Below are 23,596 nucleotides of genomic sequence, written 5' to 3' on the forward strand. Positions count from 1 at the left end.
CGTTGCGCATCTGCTCAGGTGTCTTGTTCTTCATCGCACTCATATTGAAATGGAACACCGGATATTTCACCCATTCCTTCTCAAGCATCTCCATTGCCAGTCCCTTGAAGAGCTCCTTTTTCCCAAGAAAATACGCCTTGAGCGTTGAGCAGAGCAGTGACTTGCCGAACCTGCGCGGACGGCTGAGGAACACGCACTGGCTGCGGGTCATCCTGTATATCAAATCAGTCTTGTCTACATACACTCTTCCGGTCTGGACTATGGTCTCGAAACTGTCCGTATCGGTTGGGAACTCCCAAGGCTCCCTGTATCTCTTGGCTTTTTCCATAACTGCTCTCCTGTTTCCAATTTTGCGAATATAATTAAAAGCGTTTTGAATTGCAAATGAATGGTTCCTGCACATAATCTCTCTTTTATCTCAGGCAAGTTCAAAATAGAGAAAAGTTGAAAATTTCGTCAACTAATCCGGCCCTTTTGTCAAATAAGGGACTGTCTTTGTTGCTTGTTGATGGAATGTGAGTTACCTTTGTTTTAAGAAATCAATGAACGGTGTTGTAGTAGGATGTACCATGATTAAAGCCGCTGGTTGTTCATTGATTACGGAATTTCCAAGAAGGCGAAATTTAAAACATAAAGATATATGTCAGAGACTGAATTGAAAAGCGGGATGTACCTGAACAACGGTGCATACAGGATAGAGAGGACGTTGGGCCAGGGCGGCTTCGGGATCACGTACGAGGCGGAGCAGGTTAGTCTTGGCCGCAAGGTTGCGGTGAAGGAGTTCTACATGAAGGAGCACTGCAACAGGGACGGCGGCTCGCTCCAGAGCCTTGTGAACGACAGGGGCAGGCTGAGCGAATCGGAAGCCTTGAGGTACATAAGGGAGATTGCCGGCGCACTGGGCTACATACACAGCAGGGACACACTTCACCTTGACGTTTGCTATGCTGAGGCGCAGCCTATCAATGCGAAGCATAATAATGCCGCTAAGTGGCGTCAGCCACAAAGCGGCAAGCCATGCGCCTGTTGCGTGGCCGTTTGATTTTCGCCGTCCTTTCGGGCGGCGCCATTCCGCCGGGCCTCCACTGAGGCATGGCGGTCAATGCGAAGCAAAATCAGTGAAACTAAACCGAAAATCATCGTCCACACCTGAATGCAGCACACCACACTCTGGCGATGGTGAGCGTGGACGATGAGGCAATTTTGCCTCACCCTCCACGCCAATCAGCCTCACAAGACCATTCAAGGCCAATAAACGTGGACGGTGATTTTTGGTTTAACGGATAGTTCACGCTGAACATCACTACCTTCACTGCCCGAAAAACACCTGTCCATGTGAACCCTGCCTGAGAGCATTCCCGCAAGGTCTTAGTGGACAGGTGTGACCATTCGGGTGAGACCTGTCCAAGTGTCCGCTGTCACAGAGCATTCTTGACAGACTTGCATGGACAGGTGTTTTTCTTGTTCGCAGATTCATACGTCCGCCTCACTCTGAAACGCTGCTGATTTGCAGCCTATCAATGCGAAGCAAAGTTAGCGCTGATTAAGAAAAATTGGGATGAGATTGCCATTCAGGCACCACTCCGGGCGGATTACTCCTGCGCTTTGATATTGTTGTAGAAGGCGGCAACTGTGGTGTACATATAAGGCATCAGCCACAAGTATCCTATTCCCAATGTGAGCAGGCCCAGAATCATCCAGCCTATGAAACTCAAGCAAAGCAGGAAGAGTCTCATCTTGTGCCCTTTCATCATGGCTTTGCTTGCATTGATGGCCTCGCTTACGGAATATTCTGGATGCTCTATTGCAATGAACGGCGCCATGCTGTATGACAATGACTTTATGATTCCCGGAATAATGAGCAGAAGTGTCCACAAGAAGATTTTCAATGCCAAAAGGGCATACAGGGCAACGTTGTGCAAGTACCTGTTGAAGGCAATTGAAAACATGTTTTCAATTACACTGTCCTGATGCTCATTCAGAAGACGTTGACATGCATTGTAGAATCCAATGATTAGCGGACCCGTAACAAAAATGCAATAGGCGAGGGAGAACAAACTGCCCAACCCATTGGCCCCTTGGTCAAATTGTGCTTGGCAGATGTTGGCTATGCCCATTATGACAAACAATAACAGTGTGGCCAATACACTTGGTTTCCAATGTCCTGACAGAGCCTGAAGGGCTGAATTCTTGAGTTCCTGATTTGTTTTCATATACTAGAATTATTATAAGTTGCTTGAATGGTTGGCATCAAATATAAAAAATTCGTTTTGACAATGCAAGTTCAAAGATGGAAATTGATCAGTCAGAAGAGCTTGGGGTCATCGTCAAGCAGGCGGAAGCTCATTCTGTGATAGGGGCTCGGGCCGTATTTCCTTATGGCCTCCCTGTGCTCCTTTGTTGGATAGGCCATGTTCTTTTCCCAGGCATATTGCGGGTATTCGGTGGCTATCCTGAGCATGTATTCATCACGATGGGTCTTGGCAAGCACGGACGCTGCGGCTATCGCTGTGTATTTGCCGTCTCCCCCAACAATGCAGGTGTGGGGAATGCCGGGGTATGCATAGAAGCGGTTGCCGTCAACAAGCAGGTGCTCCGGAGTGAGTTTCTTCAGGCCTGCTATTGCAAGATGCATTGCGTGTATGGAGGCGCGCAGAATGTTCATCCTGTCAATCTCCTGTGCACTTACGCTTGCCACGCACCAGTCAAGGGCCTGCTCTTCAATAACAGGGCGCAGAAGCTCCCTTTGCTTTGCTGAAAGTTTCTTTGAATCGTTGAGCAGGGGATGGTGGAAGTCCTTTGGCAGAATCACCGCGGCGGCATACACCGGGCCGGCCAGCGGTCCTCTTCCCGCCTCATCGCATCCCGCCTCCACCACTTCCTCTTTCATATAATTAAGCAATGCAACAGCTTTTTTCATATTTCGTTAATAATCTTATTTTCTTAATAAGGCCGTATCAACGGCCCCGCGGAGGGCGCAAACTTGCTTGCAAGTTTGGTATAGCCCGGGAGCGGCTTGGGACAAGGGGGTTTGGGGCTTGCCCCAATTAAACCAAAAGGGAGGGCATTAAAGGCCTTTTAAGAATTCAGCAAAAGCAGCGTAATTGCTGGCACCGTTCCAATGCTCCTGCCATGTGCTGAACGCCGCCTGCCTCTTGACATCCGTGGTGGCTTCATCCATGTTGAGGTATGAGTATATGGCATCGGCCAGGTTCTTCACGCTGAGATTCCTGTCGAGCAATGTTCCGTTGGTATTGTTCACGATTTCACTCACGCCGCCAACATTGGTTGCAACAACCGGTGTTCCGAAACTCATGGCTTCCATTATTGAAACCGGCACGCCCTCTGAGGTGGAAACCTGCACCAGCAGGTCAACGCGGTTGCGCACATAATAGTCCATGACGTTCTCGTGCGGCTGCTGTCCCATGAATATGACTTTCATGAACGATGGAAGGCCGTTGCACTTGCTCTTTACTTCGCCCAGCAGCGGACCGTCACCGAAATGCACCCATTCTATGCCGTTGATGCTCTGTGAGCTCAGTTCAAGCAGTGTGCTCATGTTCTTGCCAAGCTGCTGCAGGGCTTCCGCTATCATTCCCACTCTTTTGAGAGGAATGACGTTGGAGCAGCTCATTATCCGGAATTTGCGTGTATGCTGCATGATTGGCACAGGCATTGGATTCATGCTGCCAAGAGGGAATATCTTCAAGGCATCCTGTGAATGCAGCCATTGTGAATAATTGCTGCGTATGTATTCCGCACCGTTCTGCGATATTGCAATGGCGTAATCCAATGACTTGAATATCTTTCTTCTGTAAGGAAGGAAACCCTTTGCGTTTTCATAAAGGTCACTGCCATGAAAGCGGGCAACGAATTTAGTGCTGCCAGGTGCAACCGACTGTTTCAGATACGGAATGAGCATTGCGCTCTTGTCACCCCAGTAGAAATATGCCACACGGTCAAGGTCGGCCCTTATTGCACGCAGCGCCTTCCTGTTGGCCAGCATAGCCCGCAGCAGCAGCGTGTAATTTGCAAATATCCACAGACTGTTGCGCAATTCCTTGAACCTCTTTTTGTGTTTACGGAAAAAGCCTTGCTGTTCAGTTACAAGTTCAGATGTTTCATTTGAATTTTTTGCGGAAGCATAACTGTTTCCAGAAAAGAAGTTCCTGAATATGCGTAACAGTTCATAGGAGAAGCCTCTTGGCCAGCTCATGCAGAAAAGGCCTCTTGAGAGCATTTTCCAACGGTTCTTGTTGTCAAAGCCAAGAAGCGGCGGCCTCACTTCAAAATTGTACGGGGCAATGCGGTCTCCTCTTGAATAACCGTTGCTTATAGGATTGTCCGGCATGTGCAGAGGATACACTATGACCCTGTCAAAAGCTTCCGAGAGCAATGGAATCTCGTCTTCCAGAAAAGTTTCCCCAACACCGTACGGGAAAGTATTTGTAAATAATACAACGTCTGCCATATTGCAAAGCTACTAAATCCTGTTGAGAACCTGTCCAATAATTTGAAAAACCGGACATAGTATGTAGGGAATCATTATGAACGACCACATACACGCTAAAAACAACCGATTGTGCAAAATTTTGCAGGTTAAGGAAATTAAGGGATAAATTTGAAATATGAATACATTATTTATTGTCTGTCTTTCGTTTCTTTTCAATCTGCAGCCTGCCGGTGAGGGAGTTCCATTTGCAAGCAATTGTTTCCATGAGACCGAAGCTGCGCAATATGGCGTTGCATTGAAGGATGTTGAATATGAAATCAATGCAGAGAGTATTGGCAAGCAGGGGAAAGCGCTTGTGAAAGTATCTGTCAGATGCAGGAAGCGGGAAATGAAATATTGTCTTGCGGCTGCCGTTCACGGCATTCTGTTCAAAGGCTACGCTTCTGTCAATGGTGTAAAGGCTCAGAAGCCTATGATATCGCAGGAGGACTCGGAGTTCCATGAAGATTATTTCAAGCAGTTCTTTGATTTCAGGAATGAGAGTTTTTCCGGATTCGCAGAAATTGTCCCGGGCACGGTTGTTTCAACAAAGGTCAGGGGTGGATACAGGATTGAGGCTGTGGTTGAGGTTTACAAAGCCTTGTTGAGAAAGCATCTTGAAGATGATGGCATCCTGAAAAAAATGTCTGAAATACTATAACATTCAATATGCGGTTTATGAAACATTTGTTTTTATTACTGTTGTTCCTGTCCTGTTCTTTCACCGGCTTCTGCCAGAACTCAATGCTCAAAGGCAAGGAGGCAAGGGCCGTTTCAATGGGAATGGAACTGGACGGTTCCCAGACCATTCAGGTTGTTGGTGTGGGCAAAAACAGAGCGGATGCCATTGAGCAGGCTAAGAAGAATGCCGTTTGGATAGTCATATTCAATGGAGTCCATGAAGGTAAGGGGTCTTATACCCGTCCATTGCTGAATCAGGCAAACGCCTATGAAGTTCACGAATCATTTTTCAACGCTTTCTTCAAGGATGGCGGCGAGTACCGTAACTATGTTTCAATGGAAGACAGCAAGCGTAGTTCAATCAAGAGGGTAAAGACTGAAAACGGATGTGAATGTACCGTTATTGTAAGGGTCCTCAGAAGTGAACTCAAGGATATGCTTGAGAGAAGATTATAGGGTTGAGCATTTTTCCCTGAGGATTTTCATTGACCTGCGCGACACCACCGGTCTCAAATGGCCGAATGGCTGCTTCAGTATGCAGACCATTGTTTTAGGTTCGATTGCAGAAACGAATTCCAGATTTACTATTTTATCGGGTGTGAGCTTGGTGAAAACGGAACTTATTCTCAATATATCCGAGGATGTTATGGAGTTGCTCAGCCTGCAGGAAGAGGAATCCGAAAGCAATGCTGTCCACTTTCTGTTCCTGGAGTCGTATGAGAAAAGCACGATTTCATTGATGTGAACATATTTGATGGACAGATTGGTTTCGAGCGCAACCCTTTTCGTGGCATCTAAAAGAGAACTCAATGAGTTCCACAGCAGTATCGAATCAATATCTCTTGTATCCACTATCCTTTCAATTACGGCGTCAAGTTCCTCTTTTGTATATGGTTTCACCAGATAGTCAAAGGCCGAAAGGCGCAGAGCGTCGAGTATATATTTGTCGTACGCACTGAAAAAGACTGTTCTCAGGGATGGATTCACTCTTCCATGCAGTTGCTTGACAAATTCCAGTCCTGACATTTGAGGCATCTGAACGTCAATGAATATAAGGTCAGGGCAATCTTCAAGAATCTTCTCCATTGCCTTCACAGGTGATGTTTCGCACAGCGTCACATCAATGAAGTCGTATGCCTTCAAGTCATTGGCCAATGTATTGATGCATGCCAGCTGGTCGTCTATTATAGCTGCTTTTATCCGTTTCATATATGCATTCTATAATTGTTTGGAATTGACACTTTTACCGTTGTGCCTGAGGAGGAGCTCCGTATCTCCATAGAGGCCTTGTGTTCATTGAAAGTATTGAGGATATCAAGAGTGTGCCTGAAGTTTCTCAGACCTGTTCCGGAGCAGGCGAACGCTTCATTCCTGCCACTGGTCCCGTCTGTGCAGAAACCGCATCCGTTGTCGCTTACTTCAATATGAATGACTTCATTGGAGCTGCCTATGTGAACGCGAACCGCACCATTATCCGTTCCATTTACAAAGGCATGTTTGTAAGCATTCTCAACAAAGAGAGACACAGAACTTATGGGAACAAGGTGATTTACATCAACTTCTGCATCCACTGCTGTTTCAAATGAAATATTGTTGCCTCCAAGAGATTTGCGCAGGAGTGCAATGTCATTTGCATTCTGTATCTCCTTTTCAAGTGAAATGCCAATCTGTCCGGCATAGTCCACGCTGCTTCTGAGTATTCTCATCAGAGGCATCAGTATGGAACTTTCCATATGGGTGGCATATATGGCATTGAAGATGCTGTGCGGCGATATGAGTTTGCGAAGGTTCTCAAGCCGGAGCATTGAAAGTTCTTCAATGTATCTGAGTTTCATTCTTTTCCTTCTTATGTGGAAAATCATTGCTGCGAATGCGGCAAGCGCTGCAAGACCCACAAGGCCGGTATGGAGTTTGGAAATGGTTCTGGTCTGACGTTCAAGCCTTATCTGCTGGTGCAGAAGCGTTGTATCTCTGCTGAAACGGGCTTCAGCTTCTGAAAAGTTCATTTCAAGAGTGTTCTTGAACAGGGAGTCTTTATATGAATACAGTTTCCTCCCGTATTCGTATGCGGATTTCCAGTCACCTGTCTTAGTGCTCAGGTTCATCATCAACCTGTTGTAGAAGTTCAGATAAATAGGGCCTATTCTGGAACGGTCGTATTTTTTGTTCAGCATCTGCATTGCAGATCCGGTATCACCCTGCTTGATAAGCAGGCCAGCTTTCAATGCATTCACATAAAACAGGATGGCATCGTCAATGCCCGGAGTTGAATTCCAGAACTCCACCGATGAGTTGATATATACCTGCGCCGAATCAAGATTGTCCATGGCAAGATATAAATCACCGAGATTTATTTCTGCAATCTTCTGATTCATCCTGTCATCTGTCTCTTTTGCAATTCTTGCAACGCGGCGGCTTTGTTCCAATGCCTGAGGATATTCCTGCCTTGTGTAGTATGAATTGCATCTTGCATTGGCCAGAAAAATCTCATCAACAGTGCCCGCCGGGCATATTTCCTCAGCTTTTTGGAAGTATTTGTCTGACTGGTGATAGTTCCCTATGTCGGTATATACCTGCCCCAGTTGGGTCAGAACAGCACAGTCCATATCATGCAGGTTGAGGGAATCTGCTAGTGAAACAGCGCGCTGCAGCCATTGCGCCGCTTCAGGAGCGCACCCCATCTGGCGCAGCACATCTGCAAGGTTGATACAGTAGCGCACAGCGTTCAACCTTTTGTCCGTGGACATTTCAAATCTGTAAGCATTCCTGTAGTGCTGTGCCGATTCTTCCCTGTTGTTCATTTCCTGGGAGAGCGCACCCTTGAAGTTCTCCACCTCGGCATGCAGCGCAGGCACGCCTTGTTCCAGTTCGTTATTGATGCAGAATTCCTCCACCAAGGCGCATTTCAACGCACTTGAATCAAGTTCCATCCTGAAGTAATGTTCCTTGCATTCCTTGAGAATGTCATACCAGGGTTCCAGATTCCTGGCGCTGTAGGAACTTCTGCTGCAAGCAGATAATGAAAGTATAGCTAAGATTGCGATGAGTGTTGACTTCATGTTTCAAAAATACGAATAATTACAATGCAATACTTTACCAATTATGTATAAGTTTCAACCACTTATGTACATTTGATTGACCTTGAAAAATTATTGGGATAAATTTGAATAAAGAATAGAAGATTCGGTTAATATGTCAAGATTACAAGTTTTAACAATTACTTTTTGTCTCTTTCTATCCCTTGTGGGGGTGAACTCGTTTGCACAGGCAAAGAAACCTACCATAATGGTCATGCCAAGCGAGGCATGGTGCGTTGAGCACAATTATGTAGATATTCATGACAATATGGGTGAAACAGAGCGGACTCCGGATTACAGGCTTGCATTGCAGAGTGACAAGCATCTGAACAATGTAATAGCAGCGGTCAATACGCTCATGGCAGACCGAGGCTTTCCTCTCAAGGATCTGCAGCAGACAATGAGATCCATTCAGTCCAGTTCGGTGGAGGATGCTCTCATCCGTTCCTCAAGTACGGGAAACAATATTCTGGAAACCCCTCTGGACAGGATAAGGAGGGTGGCCAGAGCTGATATAATTCTGGAGGTGGACTGGACATTGAACGTTACAGGGCCCAAGTACAGCATCTCCTATATCATAAGGGCCTTGGATGCCTATACCAACAAACAGGTGGCAGGATCGCAGGGAACCGGCCCTCAGAGTTTCTCCGCCAATATAGCTGTAATGCTTGAGGAGGCTGTCAATGACAATATAGACAGTTTCTGTTCGCAGCTCACAGCATTCTTTGAAAACATGCTTGTGAACGGAAGAGAAATAGCCTTTGATGTAAGCTTGTTTGACAATGGCGGAACAGGCTCGCTGGATGATGTATACAATGGTATAACGCTATCGGAAATAATAGAGGATTTTGTTGCACAGAACACCGTGGAGCATTGTTTCAGCCTTAGCGATGCCACCGAAAGCCACATGCAGTTCGAACAGGTGATGATTCCTTTGTACAAGGTCAACGGTTTGGCGCAGGATGCATACGGATTCGGGCGCGAACTCATGAATCACCTGCGGACCGTTCACAAAATAAAGTCAAAACTCTACAACCGCGGTCTTGGCCGTTTTTTGCTGGTAATAGGAGAGTAGACGGCCGTATTACAACAGATAAATAATGGGGATTTATGAAAAGATTGCTTCCTTTTATCATTGCAATGATATGTTCGCTGAACATGTCAGCTCAGGAATGTGAATTTCCGCTTGCGGTATTGCTGGACGTAAGCAACATTGAAATGTCGGACCAGTCGGCCAATGCACTGCTGAACAGGATAAACAGCCTTGCTTCGAGCGAGGGGATGACTGCATCGGGTCAGTACACCCCTTTCACGCTTTGCGTAAAGGTTGATCAGACGGATATCAACGTCCTTCCAGGTCCTCCAAAGCAGTACGTTTCCAATTTGGGCCTCACTTTCTTCATAACGGAGAGCAATACGAACAAGCGTTTCGCTTCAGAATATATGGAGCTTACAGGAATAGGCAACAATGCCGACAAGAGCCTGATGAATGCATTTTCATATCTGAAAACCGGCAATGGCAGAATAGCATCCCTGCTCAGGAATGGAAGGCAGAGGATAATATCTTATTATGATTCGCAGGCCGATAACATAATGAAGGAGGCTGGAAAGCTTTCTGCAATGCATAAGGAAGATCAGGCCATTGCCCTGCTTGCTTCCACTCCAAGCTGTGCACAGTGCTATGACAGGATGATGGACTATTGCATTGAGCTGTACAAAAAGAATATGAACAGGCTGAATGAAAAGCTGTTCAATGCTGCAAATGCAATATGGTTGAGCTCACAGACAGAGGAAGCCGCACTTGAAGCGGCATATCTGCTTTCCAATGTGGATCCGGAGTCACAGGCACATCCCAAGGCTGTCAGACTGCTCAATGAAATAGGAGAGAACGTTGCCTCCGACAAGCTTTTCGAACAGCGTGAGAAATACAAGGACAATGTTGAAATGAAGGGAAAATTGCTTGAAACGCTCAAGGCCATAGGAGTGGCTTACGGAAACGGACAGAAAGAAAGCACTACAAATCTGATTGTCAAATGAGTATAATTTTATTTAAACTTCTGAATATGAAAAGAATCATTTTATCGCTCTTGTTGGTATCATTGTCAACAATGGCATTCGCTCAGCAGTGGCTTCTTACCGAGGAAGGAAGCGTAAAGAACAACGAAGACATGGAAACCGGAATTGCAACTGTGAAACAGGCGGCGGAGAAGGCCATAAAGCAGCAGCACATAATAAATCCTTTGACAAAAGCTCTTGTTAGGAAGTCTGCAATTTCAATTTATAAGAAAACCTTCAAGAGAATGCAGGAGCAGAGGTATATAACCAGCTACCCCGATGGAGACTACACCGTTTTCGGCAAATATGATATAAGCAACAACCGTGTGGCGTTCTTTGCTCCTCATGTTGGAAGAATAATCATACAGGATTACAGGGCGGGCAATCAGATAGTAGCATTCCCTCAGCTTAAACTTTATCTTGAGTACGCTATTGACACTCCAACGCCAAGTCCTGTAGCACAGTTTATTGCAACAAAACCTGTTCCTGAAGGTGTTGAGATTACAGAGTTGAACGGATTCCTGGTAATGGAGAATTTCGTGGCAGCACCCGTTACAGAAGAATCATTGCCGGAGAACATAGTGGTGTATCAGGGACAGAAAGTGGAGAGATTCCCTGTTGCAGGGCAGATGCTGATGGTCACTCCGGATGGCAAGTCTTTCTATCCGTCAATATATGTGGAAACCGCTGAAAGTACAGGAGTTCAGGATTTGTCAAAACGTACCACCCAGTGGGAGGAAGGCAATATTGATCCGCAGAACTTCGTTCTTCCCGAAGGCTATACAATGGTAAAGGATATAAAGAAGCTCAACAAACAGGTGCAGAAAGCTTTGAAGGACAATCAGCTGGGTATTGAAATACCTCAGACCCATCCGGATAATTTCTGGTCCTGCTTTGCCGAATAGCCTTATATGATGCGGATTCTAATGAATATGAAAAGCAGGCTCCTCCTGTCATTGTTGCTTTTCCCCCTTCTTCTTCCGGCCTCCGGCTTTTGTCAGGACTCCCTGCAAACAGCGGAAACTGCAGAACCGAAACTGAGAATTGCTTCCATAGAGTTTGAAAACGGCGTGTATTGGGCACAAGCAGAGGACTCTCTCTATTCACTTGTGAATTCTCAGGGGCAAGTGTTGACAAAGACGAAATATGCCCGGGTATATCCATTCTATAATGGTGTTGCAATAGTGCAGAATAAGCTAGGGGCTCTTGGCCTTGTGAATATTCAGGGAAAGGAGATAGGACGTTGCATTTTCCAGCTGGCTCCTGAGAAATTCGGTGTCACGCATTTCATATACAGACCCGGTTCTGAAATAATAAGCTGGATGTATCAGCCCAATATGAGAGGGGTATGGTTGAACCAGAAAGGGAAAATACTTGTTTCCGCAACCAAATTGGCATTTACCATGGAAGATGTCATTCCTGAAAAATTGTGGGATTATTAAAGAACTCAAGTTATGAAGAGAATAATATTCATTGCAATATTGCTGGCATCATTTCTTCTGGAGTGCAATGCCCAGAGTTCTGTTGAAGACTATAACAGGAGTTCCCTTTATTCCATTTCTGTCCTTCATCCCGGAACGGAGTTCTATTCCAACATTTTGGAAACAATGGTTACTCTCCAGCCACCAGAAAGGTATAATGACCATAACCTGAGCCTGAGGGCCGTCATATCACGAGGTGATACCGATGCCAAGGATTTCCCTGAGAGAATGGCTGTTTTTCTGGAGAAGAATCAGGTTGCCAGAAGATTGGTTTCCAAATGGTTCAACAGAAACAAGCTCAACGGTGCGTTCAATATGGACCTTATCCGCCAAAGAGGAAGTTACAATGCCAGTGTTGAGGACGTGAATCTGGCCAACCGTACAGCACGGGGAACGGCTATGCTTGAAGACGCAGGGGAGAACCTTATTGGCAACACCTTTGTTATCATCAATGACATAGATTATATTGATAAATCAGGAAAGGCGAATGTGTTTGCCGCCGTTCTGGAAGTGGCCTCTCTTACCGCAACAACGGTATCCGCCTTCAGCGGCAGCAGAAGTGAGAGTATCAATTCTGCAATTATAGGAGCCACAACAGGATTGGGAAGTGTGATAACTGACCAGATTGCCGGTTTTACCGTAAGGATTCACTCCTATTTGTACAAACTCAAGTGGGACAATGAGATTGCCGGCAATTTCTACGGACAGTATTATTTTGATTCAACATCTGTCAATGTTCAGAAAAGGCTTGCATACGGCAAGGAGAAGAACCTTTTCAAGCTGGAGTATCTGGGAGATTATGAAGCCAGGAGCGGCAAGACCATTCTCAAAGGTCTTAAGGAACCTTCCGATGTGTTCAAGAAAGTTCTCTCACGCGCAATTGATGAGAACATTGTACAGTTGCGCAGGAAATTTCCCGTATTCAAGGTCAGCTGCAGTGTATATGAAGTGGAAGGTGACAGTGTGAAACTTCATATAGGCCTGAAAGAAGGTCTCACTCCATCCTCCAGGTTCGAGGTGCTCGAAAGGAAAGAGGATTCCAACGGCAAGCTCTCATATAGAAGGGTTGCCACTCTGGCTCCGGTTGACAACCGGATCTGGGACAACAGATCGTATGCGGTGGAGGAGGAGGCCGACAATGCAGGGCTTACATATTCTACATTCAAGATTGTTTCAGGATCGGATGTTCTGCCTGGAATGCTGGTCCGTGAAATGAAATGACATAAGACTGGGGACAGTGGTTCGGATGTCTTTGCAAATCTGCCTTGCGTTGGCTACCTTTGCAAAGACATCAACTTTTTACACCATTAATTCTCAGTTATATGATAAATATAAACAAAAAGCTTGACGAGCAGGAACTTGGCCTGGTTGCCAGCCAGATGAGGCGTGATATCATCAGGATGGTAACATCTGCTCAGAGCGGACATCCGGGCGGCAGCATGAGCAGTACGGACATTGTTGCATCGCTCTTCTTCAACGTTATGGACATTGACCCAAAGAACTGGACCCGCAACGGCAATGGCGAGGACATGTTCTTCCTCAGCGCAGGCCATCTGGCTCCTGTACTTTACACAGCGCTGGCAAGACGCGGATATTTTCCTGTTAGCGAGCTCGCAACACTTCGTCAGTTCGGTTCAAGGCTTCAGGGCCACCCTTCAGTTGAGCACGGACTTCCAGGCGTTTACATGGCTTCAGGTTCTCTTGGACAGGGCCTGAGCGTGGCAACAGGAGCCGCTCTTTCAAAGAAACTCAACAAAGACAGCAAGATTGTTTATACCCTGCTTGGCGATGGTGAATCAGAAGAAGGCCAGGTCTGGGAGGCAGCTATGTTCGCAGCCAACCACAAGGTTGACAACCTCATAGCAATCACTGACTGGAACAACCAGCAGATTGATGGCGAGGCCTCTGTGGTAGGCGGTATTGGAGATCTCAAAGCAAAATGGGAGGCTTTCGGATGGTCAGTCTTCACCTGCGATGGCAACTGTATCACTTCAGTACTTGAAACTCTGGCCAAGGCAAAGGCAGCGCTCGGCGCCGGCAAGCCAATCATGATTCTTGCAAAAACCTGTATGGGCAAGGGCGTTGATTTCATGGAAGGCACCTGTGCATGGCACGGCAAGGCTCCGAAACCCGAGCAGGCGGAGCAGGCACTGGCACAGCTTAAGGAAACTTTAGGGGATTATTAAAAATTCGGGAATTATGACACAATATACAGATAAAGGTAAAAAAGATACCAGAAGTGGTTTTGGTGCAGGTTTGCTTGAGGCAGGACGTGAGAACGGGAACGTTGTTGCTCTTTGCGCAGACCTCACAGGTTCAGTGAAAATGGACGCTTTCAAGAAGGAATTCCCTGAGCGTTTCTTCCAGTGCGGCATTGCCGAAGCCAATATGATTGACGTTGCTGCAGGCCTTTCATTGAATGGCAGGATTCCATTTGCAGGAAGTTTCGCTGCCTTTGCAACAGGCAGGGTGTATGACCAGATAAGGGCAAGCGTTGCATATTCAAACACAAACGTGAAGATTGCCGCTTCACACGCCGGCATCACTTTGGGCGAGGATGGCGCCACTCATCAGATTCTTGAGGACATCGGTCTTATGAAGATGCTCCCTAATATGGTTGTTCTTTCACCTTGTGACTATAACCAGACAAAGGCCGCAACAAAGGCCGCAGCTGCCTGGAACGGTCCTGTTTACATCAGGTTCGGACGTCCTTCTGTTCCTAACTTCACGGAGGAGGACCAGAAGTTTGAAATAGGCAAGGCACAGGTAATGGTTGAGCGTAAGGCAGGCGAGTGTGATGTAACCATAGTTGCCACCGGCCATCTCGTATGGGAGGCAATTCAGGCCGCCGCAATGCTTGAGGAGAAAGGCGTGAAGGCCGAGGTTCTGAACATTCATACAATAAAGCCGCTTGACAAGGAGGCCATTCTTGCCAGCATAGCAAAGAGCGGATGCATTGTAAGCGCAGAGGAACATTTCGTTGCAGGAGGTCTTGGTGAGAGCGTTGCTGCAATTCTGGCACAGAATATGCTGGTACCAATGGAGATTGTTGCCATCAACGATACTTTCGGTCAGAGCGGTACACCTTCACAGCTTATGAAGGCCTACGGTCTCGATGCCGAACATATAGTTGAAGCAGCTGAAAAAGTGATTTCAAGGAAATAATCAATAGAAACACAAGACCGTGCAATGGATAAGGATGCTCACATAAGGGACTTGTATCTGGCTGGCGAATGCGAAAAGGCGTTCAGCATGCTGGTTGCGCAGTACAGTGAGCAGCTTTACTGGCATATACGAACAATGGTGGCTTCGCACGAGGACACCAATGACATATTGCAGATGACTCTCATCAAGGCCTGGAACAATCTTCCGGGCTTCAGATGGGAGTCTTCACTTTATACCTGGATGTACAGGATAGCAACCAACGAAAGCCTGAATTTCCTCAAGGCGGCCGAAGCAAGGGCGCATTTCTCCATGACAGATTATGAGAATATACTATCGGCCAGGTTGGAGGCGGATCCTTACTTCAATGGCAATGACTTGCAGAAAAAGCTCTGCAAACTGGTGCTTGCTCTTCCTGCAAAGCAGAGGGCTGTCTTCTCAATGAGGTATTTCAAGCAGATGTCCTACGAGCAGATAGCAAGCATCACTGATACTTCTGTTGGTGCGCTCAAGGCATCGTATCATCATGCATATATGAAGATTAAGGAAGCTCTTGAGACAAATGATTAAACCTTTTGAACTTAGACTTGTCAAAGTAGCAAATGAATTCTGATAACAGGGACATATTGGAAAGAGAGGACATGAAATCCAATCCGTTCGGAACACCTGCCGGATACTTTGAATCTTTGGAAGATTCTCTGTGGGCAAGGATAAACGGCGGTGAGGGAATTTCCGTGGATGAAGCCGTACAGAAGGCCGGGATTGCCGGCGGTGCTTCAAAGGGAGCCAAGGGAATTGCCTGGAAACACATATTCAGAAGTACGGCTTCCCTTGCCGCATCTTTTGCCTTGATACTGGCTCTCGGATATGGAGTTATGGAAATCACAAAGAAGGCCGCAACAGCGGGCTCGGAGAGAGTGGTGGCTTTATCGCCGGATGAATATGATACAACATTCACCGGAATCACCGCTTCCGGTCAGGATGAAATATTTTTCGATGAGGATGCTGATGAAACATCCGATACGGATGAGGAGATTTCACCTATTGAGCAGTACCTTCTTGATTCTGATCTCTCCATCTATTCAATAGCCTATGCAGAATAGTGTTTTGATTTACTAAAGTGAAAAGTCATGAAAAAGTTTGTAACATTAATAATAGCGGCAATATTCTGTGCGTCATATTCCTGGTCGCAGGAGAGTGATTGCATTCAGGCAGGGGTTACCGATACTACCGGCACAGTTGCTGTTTCATACGGCAATGATGATTCCTTGCAGTGCGGAAACAGGAATGGAAAGCGTTTTGCATTCGATCAGAGGAGAGGCTCACACGATGGCCAGCATGCAAGGCAGGCAAAGCCGGGGCAGAAATCCGTGAAAAAGGGAGCTCCTGATTTCAATCAGATAATGAGTCAGAAGATAGCTTTCTTTACAAAGGAGCTTGACCTCTCCACAACGGAGGCTGAAAAGTTCTGGCCTGTTTACAACGAATACAGCAAGGCTCAGTGCGCTGCGCATGCGGAATCAATGAAGGCTCTCAAGGCTCTCAAGAAGGCAATCCGTTCATATCAGAAGGCAGCGTGTGCCAATGATGCCGGATGCAAGGACGGAAAAGCAAACGTCAGGAGTGGCCAGGAAGTGAAGCCTGCCACCGAGAAGGAGATAGACGAGCTTGCTCAGAAATATATCAAGGCACAGGAACAGGAGAAGGTTATTCTTGCAAACTACTATCCTAAGTTCAAGAACGTGCTTCCTGTATCAAAGGCTGCAAAGATTTTCAGCATAGAGGAGAAGTTCCGTTCATTCCTCATCAAAGGCTTGAAGAAACATTAATTGTCATAAGGTTCGATAGGTTTGTTGAAAGGACACGGTCCGGATTCCGAAAAGATCCGGGCCGTGTCTGATTTTTGCTGTCTGTCCGTAAGTTCTATAATGAAACAATAGGATTTGTGTTGAGGCTTGTCTTTATCACACGGGCTTCAGGGAAATTCTTGAGTATTATTTTCATGAGCAGCTCCTGGGTGTACTGCTCGCTCTGATAATGCCCCATCTCAACCAGAAGCATGTCCTGCCCAAAGTAATCGTGATAATGTATTTCACCGGTTATGAAGGCATCTGCCCCCATTTCCCTTGCCTTACCCATAAGAAAGGCCCCTGCACCACCACACAGAGCCACTTTCCTTATTTCCTTTTCTACAGCGATGGTTCCACATACAGCCTTCGGCTCGGCAAAAGGGGAGTTCCCCCTGCAATTGTTGAAGAGTGCATCCACCTTGAACAGCGTCTTCAGGCTCAGCAGAAGCTGCATGGCGGTCATTGGAGCAGGTAGTTCCCCTATGACTCCGCTGCCACCTTCCACTTTTGCAGGACTATCGCTGGTGGAAGATGCCAGAACAACCGAGTGCGGTTCAAGCCACTGGAGATTGTTCAAGCCCAGCATAGAGGCAATTATATGGTTCACGCCTCCTTTGGCATTGTCAAGGTTGGTATGTGCTGAATACAATGTAATGCCGGCGAGTATAGCCTTTGCCACGCATCGCTGCTGGTAGGTCCGGCCGCAGACACGCTTCAGGGGCTGGAAGATGAGAGGATGGTGTGAAACAACCATGTTGCAGTTCTTCTCAATGGCCTGGTCAATCACCTGTTCTGTTATGTCAAGGCAGACGAGCACGCCTGTAAGTTGTGCATCCAGCGCATCCGGACAGCTGTTAACTGCCACCTGAACGCCTGCGTTGTCAAAATCCTCCTGAAGTTCAAGCGGGGCGAAAGCCTCCAGAGCGCCTGCTATATCCCTTATTGTCATATTGTGTTAAATTATATGTGAATATGTGATTTTTCAAGCAAATTGCCCGTTTGACAAAGTTACATATAATCATTGGTTGTAATTTCAATAAAAAGTTCATAAATTTGAAAGTTTTGAGTTAAAATGCAGAATTGAAGATTATTTATAATAACATACAGATATGAAAAATTACAACACCCAAAATGTGAGGAACGTTGTCCTGTTGGGCAGTTCCAAGTCCGGTAAGACAACGTTGGCTGAAACAATGATGTTCGAAGGTAAGGTCATTGACAGAAGGGGCAGCATTGAGGCAAAGACTACAGTTTCGGATAATACCGAGATTGAGCAGATCTATCAGCGCTCCATTTATTCAACACTTCTCTATTCAGAGTTCAAGGACAATAAATTCAACATTATAGACACTCCGGGCTCCGATGATTTCGTAGGTGGTGTATTCTCAGCATTCTCAGTAGCTGAACTGGGAATCCTTCTGGTGAACTCCACACAGGGTGTTGAAGTTGGAACAGAGATCTTTGCACGTCACGCTGCAAACAGCAGGAAACCACTCATAATAGGTGTGAACCAGCTCGACAGCGAGAAGGCTGACTGGCATGCAACAGTTGATTCACTCAAGCAGGCATTCGGAAGCAAGGTTGTTCTCGTTCAGTTCCCTGAGAATCCAGGTGCATCATTCGATTCATTCATTGATGTTCTCAAGATGAAGAAATACCACTTCACAGACGAGAACGGTACACGCGAGGAGCTTGACATTCCTGCAGACCAGGCCGATGAGGCGGCTGATCTCCAGCAGCAGCTCATTGAAATGGCAGCTGAGAACGATGAGAACCTTATGGAGACTTTCTTTGAGAACGGCAGCCTTTCAGAGGATGAGATCAGAGCAGGTTTGAAGATAGGTATGCTCAAGGGCGATATCCTCCCTGTATTCTGTCTCTCCGCAAAGAAGGACATTGGTGTGAAGAGAATCATGGAGTTTGCAATCAACATCGGCATCACTCCTGATCTAGAGGAGAACGAGCTCAAGGACGGCACAATGGTCAAGGTTGATGCCAACGGTCCTGCATCAATCTACGTTTACAAGACAATGCAGGAGCAGCACCTTGGCGATGTTTCATACTTCAAGGTAATGAGCGGCAAGGTTACTGAGGGAATGGACGTAGTAAACCCTGAGACCGGTGCAAAGGAGAGAATCACAGCACTCTACGCAGCAGCAGGAAAGAAGAGGGAGAAACTTACTGAGGTTCTTGCAGGTGACATTGCCTGCACAGTGAAGCTCAAGAGTGTGAAGTCAGGCCAGACTCTCAATGCTCCTGGCAACGAGTGGGTGTTCAAACCAACCCAGTTCCCAGAGCCTAAGTTCAGAACAGCAATCAAGCCAAAAGATGAGAAGGATGCGGAGAAACTCGGTGAAATCCTCAACAAGTTCTCGGCAGAGGACCCTACCATCATTGTAGAATATTCAAAGGAATTGAAGCAGACCATCCTCAGCGGACAGGGCGAGCATCATATCAATATTCTCAAATGGCATCTTACAAACACCCATAAGATTGAGGTTGAGCTCTTTGCTCCAAAGATTCCATACAGAGAGACAATCACCAAGGTTGCAAGAGCAGACTACAGACACAAGAAACAGTCAGGTGGTGCAGGTCAGTTCGGTGAGGTTCACCTTCTCATTGAGCCTTACGTAGAGGGTGCTCCACAGGCTACCAAGTTCAAAGTTGACAACTTCGAGCTCATTCCTAACATCAAGGGTAAGGAAGAGTATCCACTCGAGTGGGGCGGCAAGCTCGAATACTACAACTGTATAGTTGGTGGTGCAATTGATGCACGTTTCATGCCTGCTATCCTCAAGGGTATCATGGACAAGATTACAGAGGGCCCTCTCACAGGTTCTTACGCTCGTGATATCAAGGTTTACGTTTACGATGGTAAGATGCACCCGGTAGATTCAAACGAGCTCGCATTCCGTCTTGCAGGTAGAAACGCTTTCAAGGAGGCCTTCAAGAAAGCAGCTCCTAAGATCATGGAGCCTATCTACAATGTTGAGATCATGGTTCCGGGTGACTGCATGGGTGATGTAATGAGCGATCTTCAGAACCGCCGCGCAATCATCGAGGGAATGAGCAGCGAGAAGGGATTCGAGGTCCTCAAGGCACGTGTTCCACTTGCAGAACTCTACAAATACTCAACAACACTGAGCTCTCTTACAAGCGGCCGCGCAACCTTCACAATGAAGTTTGCCGACTATCAGCAGGTTCCTGCAGACGTTCAGGATAAGCTGCTCAAGGCTTACGAGGAAGAGGAGAAGGATGAGTAGTCTTTGATAATCAATGAATTAGCATTTGATAATAGCGAAAACTCCCGCCTGAGATACCATCATTGGTTTTCAGGCGGGAGTTTTTGTACATTTAACGCATATAACTAGTCAAGTTTGAGCACTGCCATGAAGGCGCTCTGAGGAACCTCCACGTTTCCTACCTGACGCATGCGGCGTTTCCCTTTCTTCTGCTTCTCAAGAAGCTTGCGTTTACGGGTGATATCGCCGCCGTAACATTTTGCTGTAACGTCCTTGCGAACTGCCTTCACAGTTTCGCGGGCAATTATCTTGGCACCGATTGCGGCCTGGATTGCAATATCGAACTGCTGGCGAGGTATGAGTTCCTTTAGTTTCTCGCACATCCTGCGTCCGAAATCGTATGCGTGACCGCGGAAAATCAACGAGCTCAATGCATCAACCTGCTCGCCGTTGAGGAGAATGTCGAGCTTGACCAGATCCGATTTGCGGAAATCAATAATATGATAGTCAAAGGAAGCATATCCCTTGGAGATTGACTTGAGCTTGTCATAGAAATCGAATACAATCTCCGCAAGAGGCATGTCATAGTTCAATTCCACACGGTCGCTGCTAAGGAAATGCTGGCTCACAAGAGTTCCGCGCTTGTCCAGACAGAGCTTCATTATAGGACCGAAGAAATCACTCTTGGAAATAATCTGCGCGCGAATATATGGTTCGTCTATATGGTCTATGAGCGTTATTTCAGGAAGGCCGCTCGGATTGTGAACATCAAGGCAATCGCCCTGGGTCGTATATACTTTATATGAAACATTAGGAACTGTTGTAATGCAGTCCATGTCAAACTCCCTGAACAGACGTTCCTGAACAATCTCCATGTGGAGCAGACCAAGGAATCCGCACCTGAACCCGAAACCCAGAGCAAGTGATGATTCAGGTTCGAACACCAGTGAGGCATCGTTCAACTGGAATTTCTCAAGCGAAGCCCTGAGGTCTTCATATTCATCACTTTCTATTGGATACATTCCTGCAAAAAGCATAGGTTTCACTTCCTCGAAACCGGCAATAGCCTCATCGCAGGAAGCATCGGTATGTGTAATGGTATCACCAACCTTGACCTCAACCGCAGACTTTATACCTGAAATGATATAACCTACATCACCTGTGCTTATTTCCTTGCGGGGAACCAGCTTCATCTGAAGCACACCAACCTCATCGGCAACATACTCCTTTCCGGTATTGAAGAACTTCACCTTGTCACCGCTCTTTATGGAGCCGTTCTTAACCTTGAAATATGCAATTATACCTCTGAAAGGATTGAATACAGAATCAAAGATAAGAGCCTGCAGAGGAGCTTGAGTATCTCCCACCGGCGATGGTATTCTCTCCACGATTGCATCAAGTATTTCCGGCACGCCCTGACCTGTCTTTGCGCTGGCAAGCAGGATATCCTCCTCCTTGCATCCCAGAAGCTCTATCACCTGATCCTTCACAACATCAACCATTGCGCTCTCAACGTCTATCTTGTTAAGAACAGGTATGATTTCAAGATTGTGGTCAACAGCCAGATACAGGTTTGAAATTGTCTGTGCCTGAATGCCCTGGGTTGCATCAACAACCAGAAGGGCTCCCTCGCAGGATGCAATTGCGCGTGAAACTTCGTATGAGAAGTCAACATGACCCGGAGTGTCAAGAAGGTTCAGAGTGTAATTGCCGGCCTCAGCCTCGCCGTCACCACCCTTGTAGTCATATACCATCTGAATGGCGTGGCTCTTGATTGTAATGCCTTTCTCCTTCTCAAGATCCATGGAATCAAGCACCTGATTCTCCATTTCCCTGCTGCTGAGCGTATTTGTGGCCTCAAGCAAACGGTCTGCAAGCGTGCTCTTTCCGTGATCTATGTGCGCAATAATGCAAAAGTTCCTTATATTTTTCATTCCAAACAATAACTGAACGCAAAAATAATTCCTTTTGTTCAAAATTTCAAACGGAGCATATTATAGTACATAGCAAAAAATTAAAGGCCAACCACTTATGTGACAGGCCTGTTTTTTAACCTTGGTTTTGTATATATGGCATCAATACGACTTGACTAGATATATATCGTATATCTGCTATATCTCGATAACATTCTTGTTGAGTATATTGTATTATCAAATATATTATCTACATTTGCATATAACATATAAGTTGCGAATTATGAATACTGCTGCAGTTCAGACAAGAAGAAAGAACATCGACATCCGTGAGGATGTATACCGCTTCCTTTCCATCAAGGCGGCCGCATCCGGCACGAACCTCAAGAACTATATCGAGAAAATTCTGGAGAAGGAAGTGGAGGACATGAACGAGGCGGCAACTTACCGGTACCTGTGCAATGTCCGTCCCGACGGAGACGTTGAGCTTTCCGAAGTAGAGTCAAAGGACTTTGTGAACTGGCTGGGATTATGAAGACGAAGTACTCGAAGGATTTTGAGAAATCAGTCCGCAAGTTGTCGGGCAAGACACTGAATTCTGTCAGGAACACAATCCTTGAGGTCAGGAATGAGTCATGCCTGGATGAGATCGCCGACTGCAGAAAACTGGTCGGCTATGACAGCGTCTACCGCATCCGCATCGGAAGCCTCCGTGCATTCTTTATCTTCCATATCCAGATCATAGATGACTGCGTGTTCTTCAAGTACCTTGTCCCGAGAGGCGAAGCCTATGACAAGAAATACAAGGAGAAACTGAGGGAGGACGACAAATAGAGTTGGCAAGACTTACATGTTTGCATTCCCATAACCAACTCAGTTTCTTCATTTGTCCAGATGGCAAAGGAGTGATGTTATGGGCACGCAAGTAATCCAGAGCCTCTCCGATATTGGCGCAATAGTCCAACAGGGGGCGGATAGCCACGATGACATTGAGTTCAGGGAGCTTTTCATCAGTGCCCGTATGATCTTTCTCACCCCAATCCATTTTCGAGACCACATTGGCATTCACGACAAGTCCTTTCTTGTTCATGCCATATCTCCGGATATTTCTTCATAAGCGCCGTTCGGGGCTTTCGATTTTGTCGCATCCTACGTTGAAAACGAGGGCGGACGCAAAAAAACAGCGAAATAATGCCTAAACGTTTCATTCGTTTGAGGTATTTTAGTTTTCTTGCATATCCTTTTTGAGGTCGATGCTGAATCGTTTCAAAACTTTTAAGCGTTCATAAAATTCGGATATTTATCGAACAGGCACATTGCCAGTATGAATGAAGCTATGCACGCTGCCCACACGAAAACCGTCCAGAGTACCCTGTGTTTTCCAAAGAAGGATTCAGTTCTCTCCTTGAGATATTTTGAGTATATGATTACTGACAGTATCGTTGCAGCCAAAATGCAAATCCAGGCAATGATCACTTGTACATCAGTACAGAGTTTCTCAGGGCTAAACGAGAAATATGAAATAAACATAATTATTACCCAAGAGATGCAATAATACTGATTGATGTGTTTTGATGGATGGATAAGGACCGGTATTGATTTCTGCGGTAGCAGTTGCCCGAGAAAAAAGAACAGGCTAATCA

General features: G+C 46.3%; 26 protein-coding genes. 17 read left to right on the forward strand and 9 right to left on the reverse strand.

The window, feature by feature from the left end; genetic code table 11:
- Positions 1 to 328 (reverse strand): AAA family ATPase (locus tag AC06L3_RS03450; RefSeq protein WP_475669225.1); only part of this gene is annotated, 328 nt, incomplete at its 3' end.
- Positions 329 to 640: 312 nt separating this feature from the next.
- Here AC06L3_RS03450 and AC06L3_RS03455 point away from each other — a divergent pair.
- Entirely contained in the window at positions 641 to 1,042 is a 402-nt protein-coding gene (locus tag AC06L3_RS03455) for a hypothetical protein (protein WP_475669226.1), read from the forward strand.
- A 550-nt stretch (positions 1,043 to 1,592) separates the two neighbouring features.
- On the opposite strand, the gene AC06L3_RS03460 is transcribed toward AC06L3_RS03455, so the two are convergent.
- From AC06L3_RS03460 to AC06L3_RS03470, 3 genes are all read right to left on the reverse strand, one after another.
- Positions 1,593 to 2,213 (reverse strand): DUF975 family protein, encoded by a 621-nt coding sequence (locus AC06L3_RS03460; RefSeq protein ID WP_475669227.1) that lies wholly within the window; start codon positions 2,211 to 2,213, stop codon positions 1,593 to 1,595.
- A gap of 92 nt (positions 2,214 to 2,305) precedes the next feature.
- Positions 2,306 to 2,920: a ribonuclease HII gene (locus tag AC06L3_RS03465; protein WP_475669228.1), complete on the reverse strand. Its 615-nt coding sequence runs from the start codon at positions 2,918 to 2,920 to the stop codon at positions 2,306 to 2,308.
- A gap of 147 nt (positions 2,921 to 3,067) precedes the next feature.
- Positions 3,068 to 4,471, reverse strand: a complete 1,404-nt coding sequence (locus AC06L3_RS03470; RefSeq protein WP_475669229.1) for a glycosyltransferase — start codon at positions 4,469 to 4,471, stop codon at positions 3,068 to 3,070.
- 157 nt (positions 4,472 to 4,628) lie between these two features.
- Here AC06L3_RS03470 and AC06L3_RS03475 point away from each other — a divergent pair, with 157 nt between their 5' ends.
- Together AC06L3_RS03475 and AC06L3_RS03480 are read left to right on the forward strand one after the other, a co-directional pair.
- Positions 4,629 to 5,153, forward strand: a complete 525-nt coding sequence (locus AC06L3_RS03475) for a hypothetical protein (RefSeq protein ID WP_475669230.1) — start codon at positions 4,629 to 4,631, stop codon at positions 5,151 to 5,153.
- 17 nt (positions 5,154 to 5,170) lie between these two features.
- Positions 5,171 to 5,629 (forward strand): hypothetical protein, encoded by a 459-nt coding sequence (locus tag AC06L3_RS03480; protein ID WP_475669231.1) that lies wholly within the window; start codon positions 5,171 to 5,173, stop codon positions 5,627 to 5,629.
- On the opposite strand, the gene AC06L3_RS03485 is transcribed toward AC06L3_RS03480, so the two are convergent.
- On the reverse strand, positions 5,624 to 6,382 hold the full coding sequence (locus tag AC06L3_RS03485; protein WP_475669232.1) for a LytR/AlgR family response regulator transcription factor: 759 nt from the start codon (positions 6,380 to 6,382) through the stop codon (positions 5,624 to 5,626). The two genes, AC06L3_RS03480 and AC06L3_RS03485, sit on opposite strands and share 6 nt — an antisense overlap.
- Positions 6,379 to 8,232 (reverse strand): tetratricopeptide repeat protein, encoded by a 1,854-nt coding sequence (locus tag AC06L3_RS03490; RefSeq protein WP_475669233.1) that lies wholly within the window; start codon positions 8,230 to 8,232, stop codon positions 6,379 to 6,381. Before AC06L3_RS03490 ends, AC06L3_RS03485 begins: the two co-directional genes overlap by 4 nt.
- Before the next feature lie 184 nt (positions 8,233 to 8,416).
- Between AC06L3_RS03490 and AC06L3_RS03495 the strand changes: the two genes are divergently transcribed.
- The 10 genes from AC06L3_RS03495 to AC06L3_RS03540 all read left to right on the forward strand — a co-directional run bounded on the left by AC06L3_RS03495 (position 8,417) and on the right by AC06L3_RS03540 (position 16,777).
- Positions 8,417 to 9,325, forward strand: a complete 909-nt coding sequence (locus AC06L3_RS03495) for a DUF6175 family protein (RefSeq protein ID WP_475669234.1) — start codon at positions 8,417 to 8,419, stop codon at positions 9,323 to 9,325.
- Between the two features lie 35 nt (positions 9,326 to 9,360).
- Positions 9,361 to 10,287 (forward strand): hypothetical protein, encoded by a 927-nt coding sequence (locus AC06L3_RS03500; RefSeq protein ID WP_475669235.1) that lies wholly within the window; start codon positions 9,361 to 9,363, stop codon positions 10,285 to 10,287.
- Positions 10,288 to 10,313: 26 nt separating this feature from the next.
- Positions 10,314 to 11,210 (forward strand): hypothetical protein, encoded by an 897-nt coding sequence (locus AC06L3_RS03505; RefSeq protein WP_475669236.1) that lies wholly within the window; start codon positions 10,314 to 10,316, stop codon positions 11,208 to 11,210.
- A 27-nt stretch (positions 11,211 to 11,237) separates the two neighbouring features.
- A complete protein-coding gene (locus AC06L3_RS03510) occupies positions 11,238 to 11,747 on the forward strand; it encodes a WG repeat-containing protein (RefSeq protein WP_475669237.1) in 510 nt (169 codons plus the stop codon).
- Between the two features lie 12 nt (positions 11,748 to 11,759).
- Positions 11,760 to 13,007, forward strand: coding sequence for a hypothetical protein (locus AC06L3_RS03515; RefSeq protein WP_475669238.1), 1,248 nt, complete (start codon positions 11,760 to 11,762; stop codon positions 13,005 to 13,007).
- 101 nt (positions 13,008 to 13,108) lie between these two features.
- Entirely contained in the window at positions 13,109 to 13,972 is an 864-nt protein-coding gene (locus AC06L3_RS03520) for a transketolase (protein WP_475669239.1), read from the forward strand.
- A 13-nt stretch (positions 13,973 to 13,985) separates the two neighbouring features.
- Positions 13,986 to 14,951, forward strand: coding sequence for a transketolase family protein (locus AC06L3_RS03525; RefSeq protein WP_475669240.1), 966 nt, complete (start codon positions 13,986 to 13,988; stop codon positions 14,949 to 14,951).
- Between the two features lie 24 nt (positions 14,952 to 14,975).
- On the forward strand, positions 14,976 to 15,518 hold the full coding sequence (locus AC06L3_RS03530) for an RNA polymerase sigma factor (protein WP_475669241.1): 543 nt from the start codon (positions 14,976 to 14,978) through the stop codon (positions 15,516 to 15,518).
- Between the two features lie 32 nt (positions 15,519 to 15,550).
- Positions 15,551 to 16,051 (forward strand): hypothetical protein, encoded by a 501-nt coding sequence (locus AC06L3_RS03535; RefSeq protein ID WP_475669242.1) that lies wholly within the window; start codon positions 15,551 to 15,553, stop codon positions 16,049 to 16,051.
- Positions 16,052 to 16,078: 27 nt separating this feature from the next.
- Complete coding sequence (locus AC06L3_RS03540) at positions 16,079 to 16,777, forward strand: hypothetical protein (protein ID WP_475669243.1); 699 nt, start codon at positions 16,079 to 16,081, stop codon at positions 16,775 to 16,777.
- 94 nt (positions 16,778 to 16,871) lie between these two features.
- Here the strand turns inward: AC06L3_RS03540 and AC06L3_RS03545 are convergent, their stop codons facing one another.
- The gene (locus AC06L3_RS03545) at positions 16,872 to 17,747 is read right to left on the reverse strand and encodes a Nif3-like dinuclear metal center hexameric protein (RefSeq protein ID WP_475669244.1); all 876 of its coding nucleotides are present in this window, start codon (positions 17,745 to 17,747) and stop codon (positions 16,872 to 16,874) included.
- Between the two features lie 160 nt (positions 17,748 to 17,907).
- Here AC06L3_RS03545 and AC06L3_RS03550 point away from each other — a divergent pair, with 160 nt between their 5' ends.
- Positions 17,908 to 20,061, forward strand: coding sequence for an elongation factor G (locus AC06L3_RS03550; RefSeq protein WP_475669245.1), 2,154 nt, complete (start codon positions 17,908 to 17,910; stop codon positions 20,059 to 20,061).
- Between the two features lie 104 nt (positions 20,062 to 20,165).
- Here AC06L3_RS03550 and lepA read toward each other — a convergent pair whose 3' ends face one another.
- Complete coding sequence (gene lepA / locus AC06L3_RS03555) at positions 20,166 to 21,974, reverse strand: translation elongation factor 4 (RefSeq protein ID WP_475669246.1); 1,809 nt, start codon at positions 21,972 to 21,974, stop codon at positions 20,166 to 20,168.
- A 262-nt stretch (positions 21,975 to 22,236) separates the two neighbouring features.
- Between lepA and AC06L3_RS03560 the strand changes: the two genes are divergently transcribed.
- The 3 genes from AC06L3_RS03560 (at position 22,237) to AC06L3_RS03570 (ending at position 23,070) form a co-directional block, all read left to right on the forward strand.
- A complete protein-coding gene (locus tag AC06L3_RS03560) occupies positions 22,237 to 22,488 on the forward strand; it encodes a hypothetical protein (protein WP_475669247.1) in 252 nt (83 codons plus the stop codon).
- On the forward strand, positions 22,485 to 22,787 hold the full coding sequence (locus AC06L3_RS03565) for a type II toxin-antitoxin system RelE family toxin (RefSeq protein WP_475669248.1): 303 nt from the start codon (positions 22,485 to 22,487) through the stop codon (positions 22,785 to 22,787). Before AC06L3_RS03560 ends, AC06L3_RS03565 begins: the two co-directional genes overlap by 4 nt.
- A 79-nt stretch (positions 22,788 to 22,866) precedes the next feature.
- Positions 22,867 to 23,070 (forward strand): hypothetical protein, encoded by a 204-nt coding sequence (locus AC06L3_RS03570; protein ID WP_475669249.1) that lies wholly within the window; start codon positions 22,867 to 22,869, stop codon positions 23,068 to 23,070.
- A 158-nt stretch (positions 23,071 to 23,228) separates the two neighbouring features.
- On the opposite strand, the gene AC06L3_RS03575 is transcribed toward AC06L3_RS03570, so the two are convergent.
- On the reverse strand, positions 23,229 to 23,596 hold a 368-nt coding region (locus AC06L3_RS03575; protein ID WP_475669250.1), incomplete at its 5' end, for a hypothetical protein.

Source organism: Candidatus Egerieousia sp. (genome assembly GCF_056211015.1).

Bases quoted from the DNA above. Each gene is read 5' to 3' on its own strand.
- AC06L3_RS03455 (WP_475669226.1), top strand. From the start codon at position 641: ATGTCAGAGACTGAATTGAAAAGCGGGATGTACCTGAACAACGGTGCA.
- AC06L3_RS03460 (WP_475669227.1), bottom strand. From the start codon at position 2,213: ATGAAAACAAATCAGGAACTCAAGAATTCAGCCCTTCAGGCTCTGTCA.
- AC06L3_RS03465 (WP_475669228.1), bottom strand. From the start codon at position 2,920: ATGAAAAAAGCTGTTGCATTGCTTAATTATATGAAAGAGGAAGTGGTG.
- AC06L3_RS03470 (WP_475669229.1), bottom strand. From the start codon at position 4,471: ATGGCAGACGTTGTATTATTTACAAATACTTTCCCGTACGGTGTTGGG.
- AC06L3_RS03475 (WP_475669230.1), top strand. From the start codon at position 4,629: ATGAATACATTATTTATTGTCTGTCTTTCGTTTCTTTTCAATCTGCAG.
- AC06L3_RS03480 (WP_475669231.1), top strand. From the start codon at position 5,171: ATGAAACATTTGTTTTTATTACTGTTGTTCCTGTCCTGTTCTTTCACC.
- AC06L3_RS03485 (WP_475669232.1), bottom strand. From the start codon at position 6,382: ATGAAACGGATAAAAGCAGCTATAATAGACGACCAGCTGGCATGCATC.
- AC06L3_RS03490 (WP_475669233.1), bottom strand. From the start codon at position 8,232: ATGAAGTCAACACTCATCGCAATCTTAGCTATACTTTCATTATCTGCT.
- AC06L3_RS03500 (WP_475669235.1), top strand. From the start codon at position 9,361: ATGAAAAGATTGCTTCCTTTTATCATTGCAATGATATGTTCGCTGAAC.
- AC06L3_RS03505 (WP_475669236.1), top strand. From the start codon at position 10,314: ATGAAAAGAATCATTTTATCGCTCTTGTTGGTATCATTGTCAACAATG.
- AC06L3_RS03510 (WP_475669237.1), top strand. From the start codon at position 11,238: ATGAAAAGCAGGCTCCTCCTGTCATTGTTGCTTTTCCCCCTTCTTCTT.
- AC06L3_RS03515 (WP_475669238.1), top strand. From the start codon at position 11,760: ATGAAGAGAATAATATTCATTGCAATATTGCTGGCATCATTTCTTCTG.
- AC06L3_RS03520 (WP_475669239.1), top strand. From the start codon at position 13,109: ATGATAAATATAAACAAAAAGCTTGACGAGCAGGAACTTGGCCTGGTT.
- AC06L3_RS03525 (WP_475669240.1), top strand. From the start codon at position 13,986: ATGACACAATATACAGATAAAGGTAAAAAAGATACCAGAAGTGGTTTT.
- AC06L3_RS03530 (WP_475669241.1), top strand. From the start codon at position 14,976: ATGGATAAGGATGCTCACATAAGGGACTTGTATCTGGCTGGCGAATGC.
- AC06L3_RS03535 (WP_475669242.1), top strand. From the start codon at position 15,551: ATGAATTCTGATAACAGGGACATATTGGAAAGAGAGGACATGAAATCC.
- AC06L3_RS03540 (WP_475669243.1), top strand. From the start codon at position 16,079: ATGAAAAAGTTTGTAACATTAATAATAGCGGCAATATTCTGTGCGTCA.
- AC06L3_RS03545 (WP_475669244.1), bottom strand. From the start codon at position 17,747: ATGACAATAAGGGATATAGCAGGCGCTCTGGAGGCTTTCGCCCCGCTT.
- AC06L3_RS03550 (WP_475669245.1), top strand. From the start codon at position 17,908: ATGAAAAATTACAACACCCAAAATGTGAGGAACGTTGTCCTGTTGGGC.
- lepA (WP_475669246.1), bottom strand. From the start codon at position 21,974: ATGAAAAATATAAGGAACTTTTGCATTATTGCGCACATAGATCACGGA.
- AC06L3_RS03560 (WP_475669247.1), top strand. From the start codon at position 22,237: ATGAATACTGCTGCAGTTCAGACAAGAAGAAAGAACATCGACATCCGT.
- AC06L3_RS03565 (WP_475669248.1), top strand. From the start codon at position 22,485: ATGAAGACGAAGTACTCGAAGGATTTTGAGAAATCAGTCCGCAAGTTG.
- AC06L3_RS03570 (WP_475669249.1), top strand. From the start codon at position 22,867: ATGGGCACGCAAGTAATCCAGAGCCTCTCCGATATTGGCGCAATAGTC.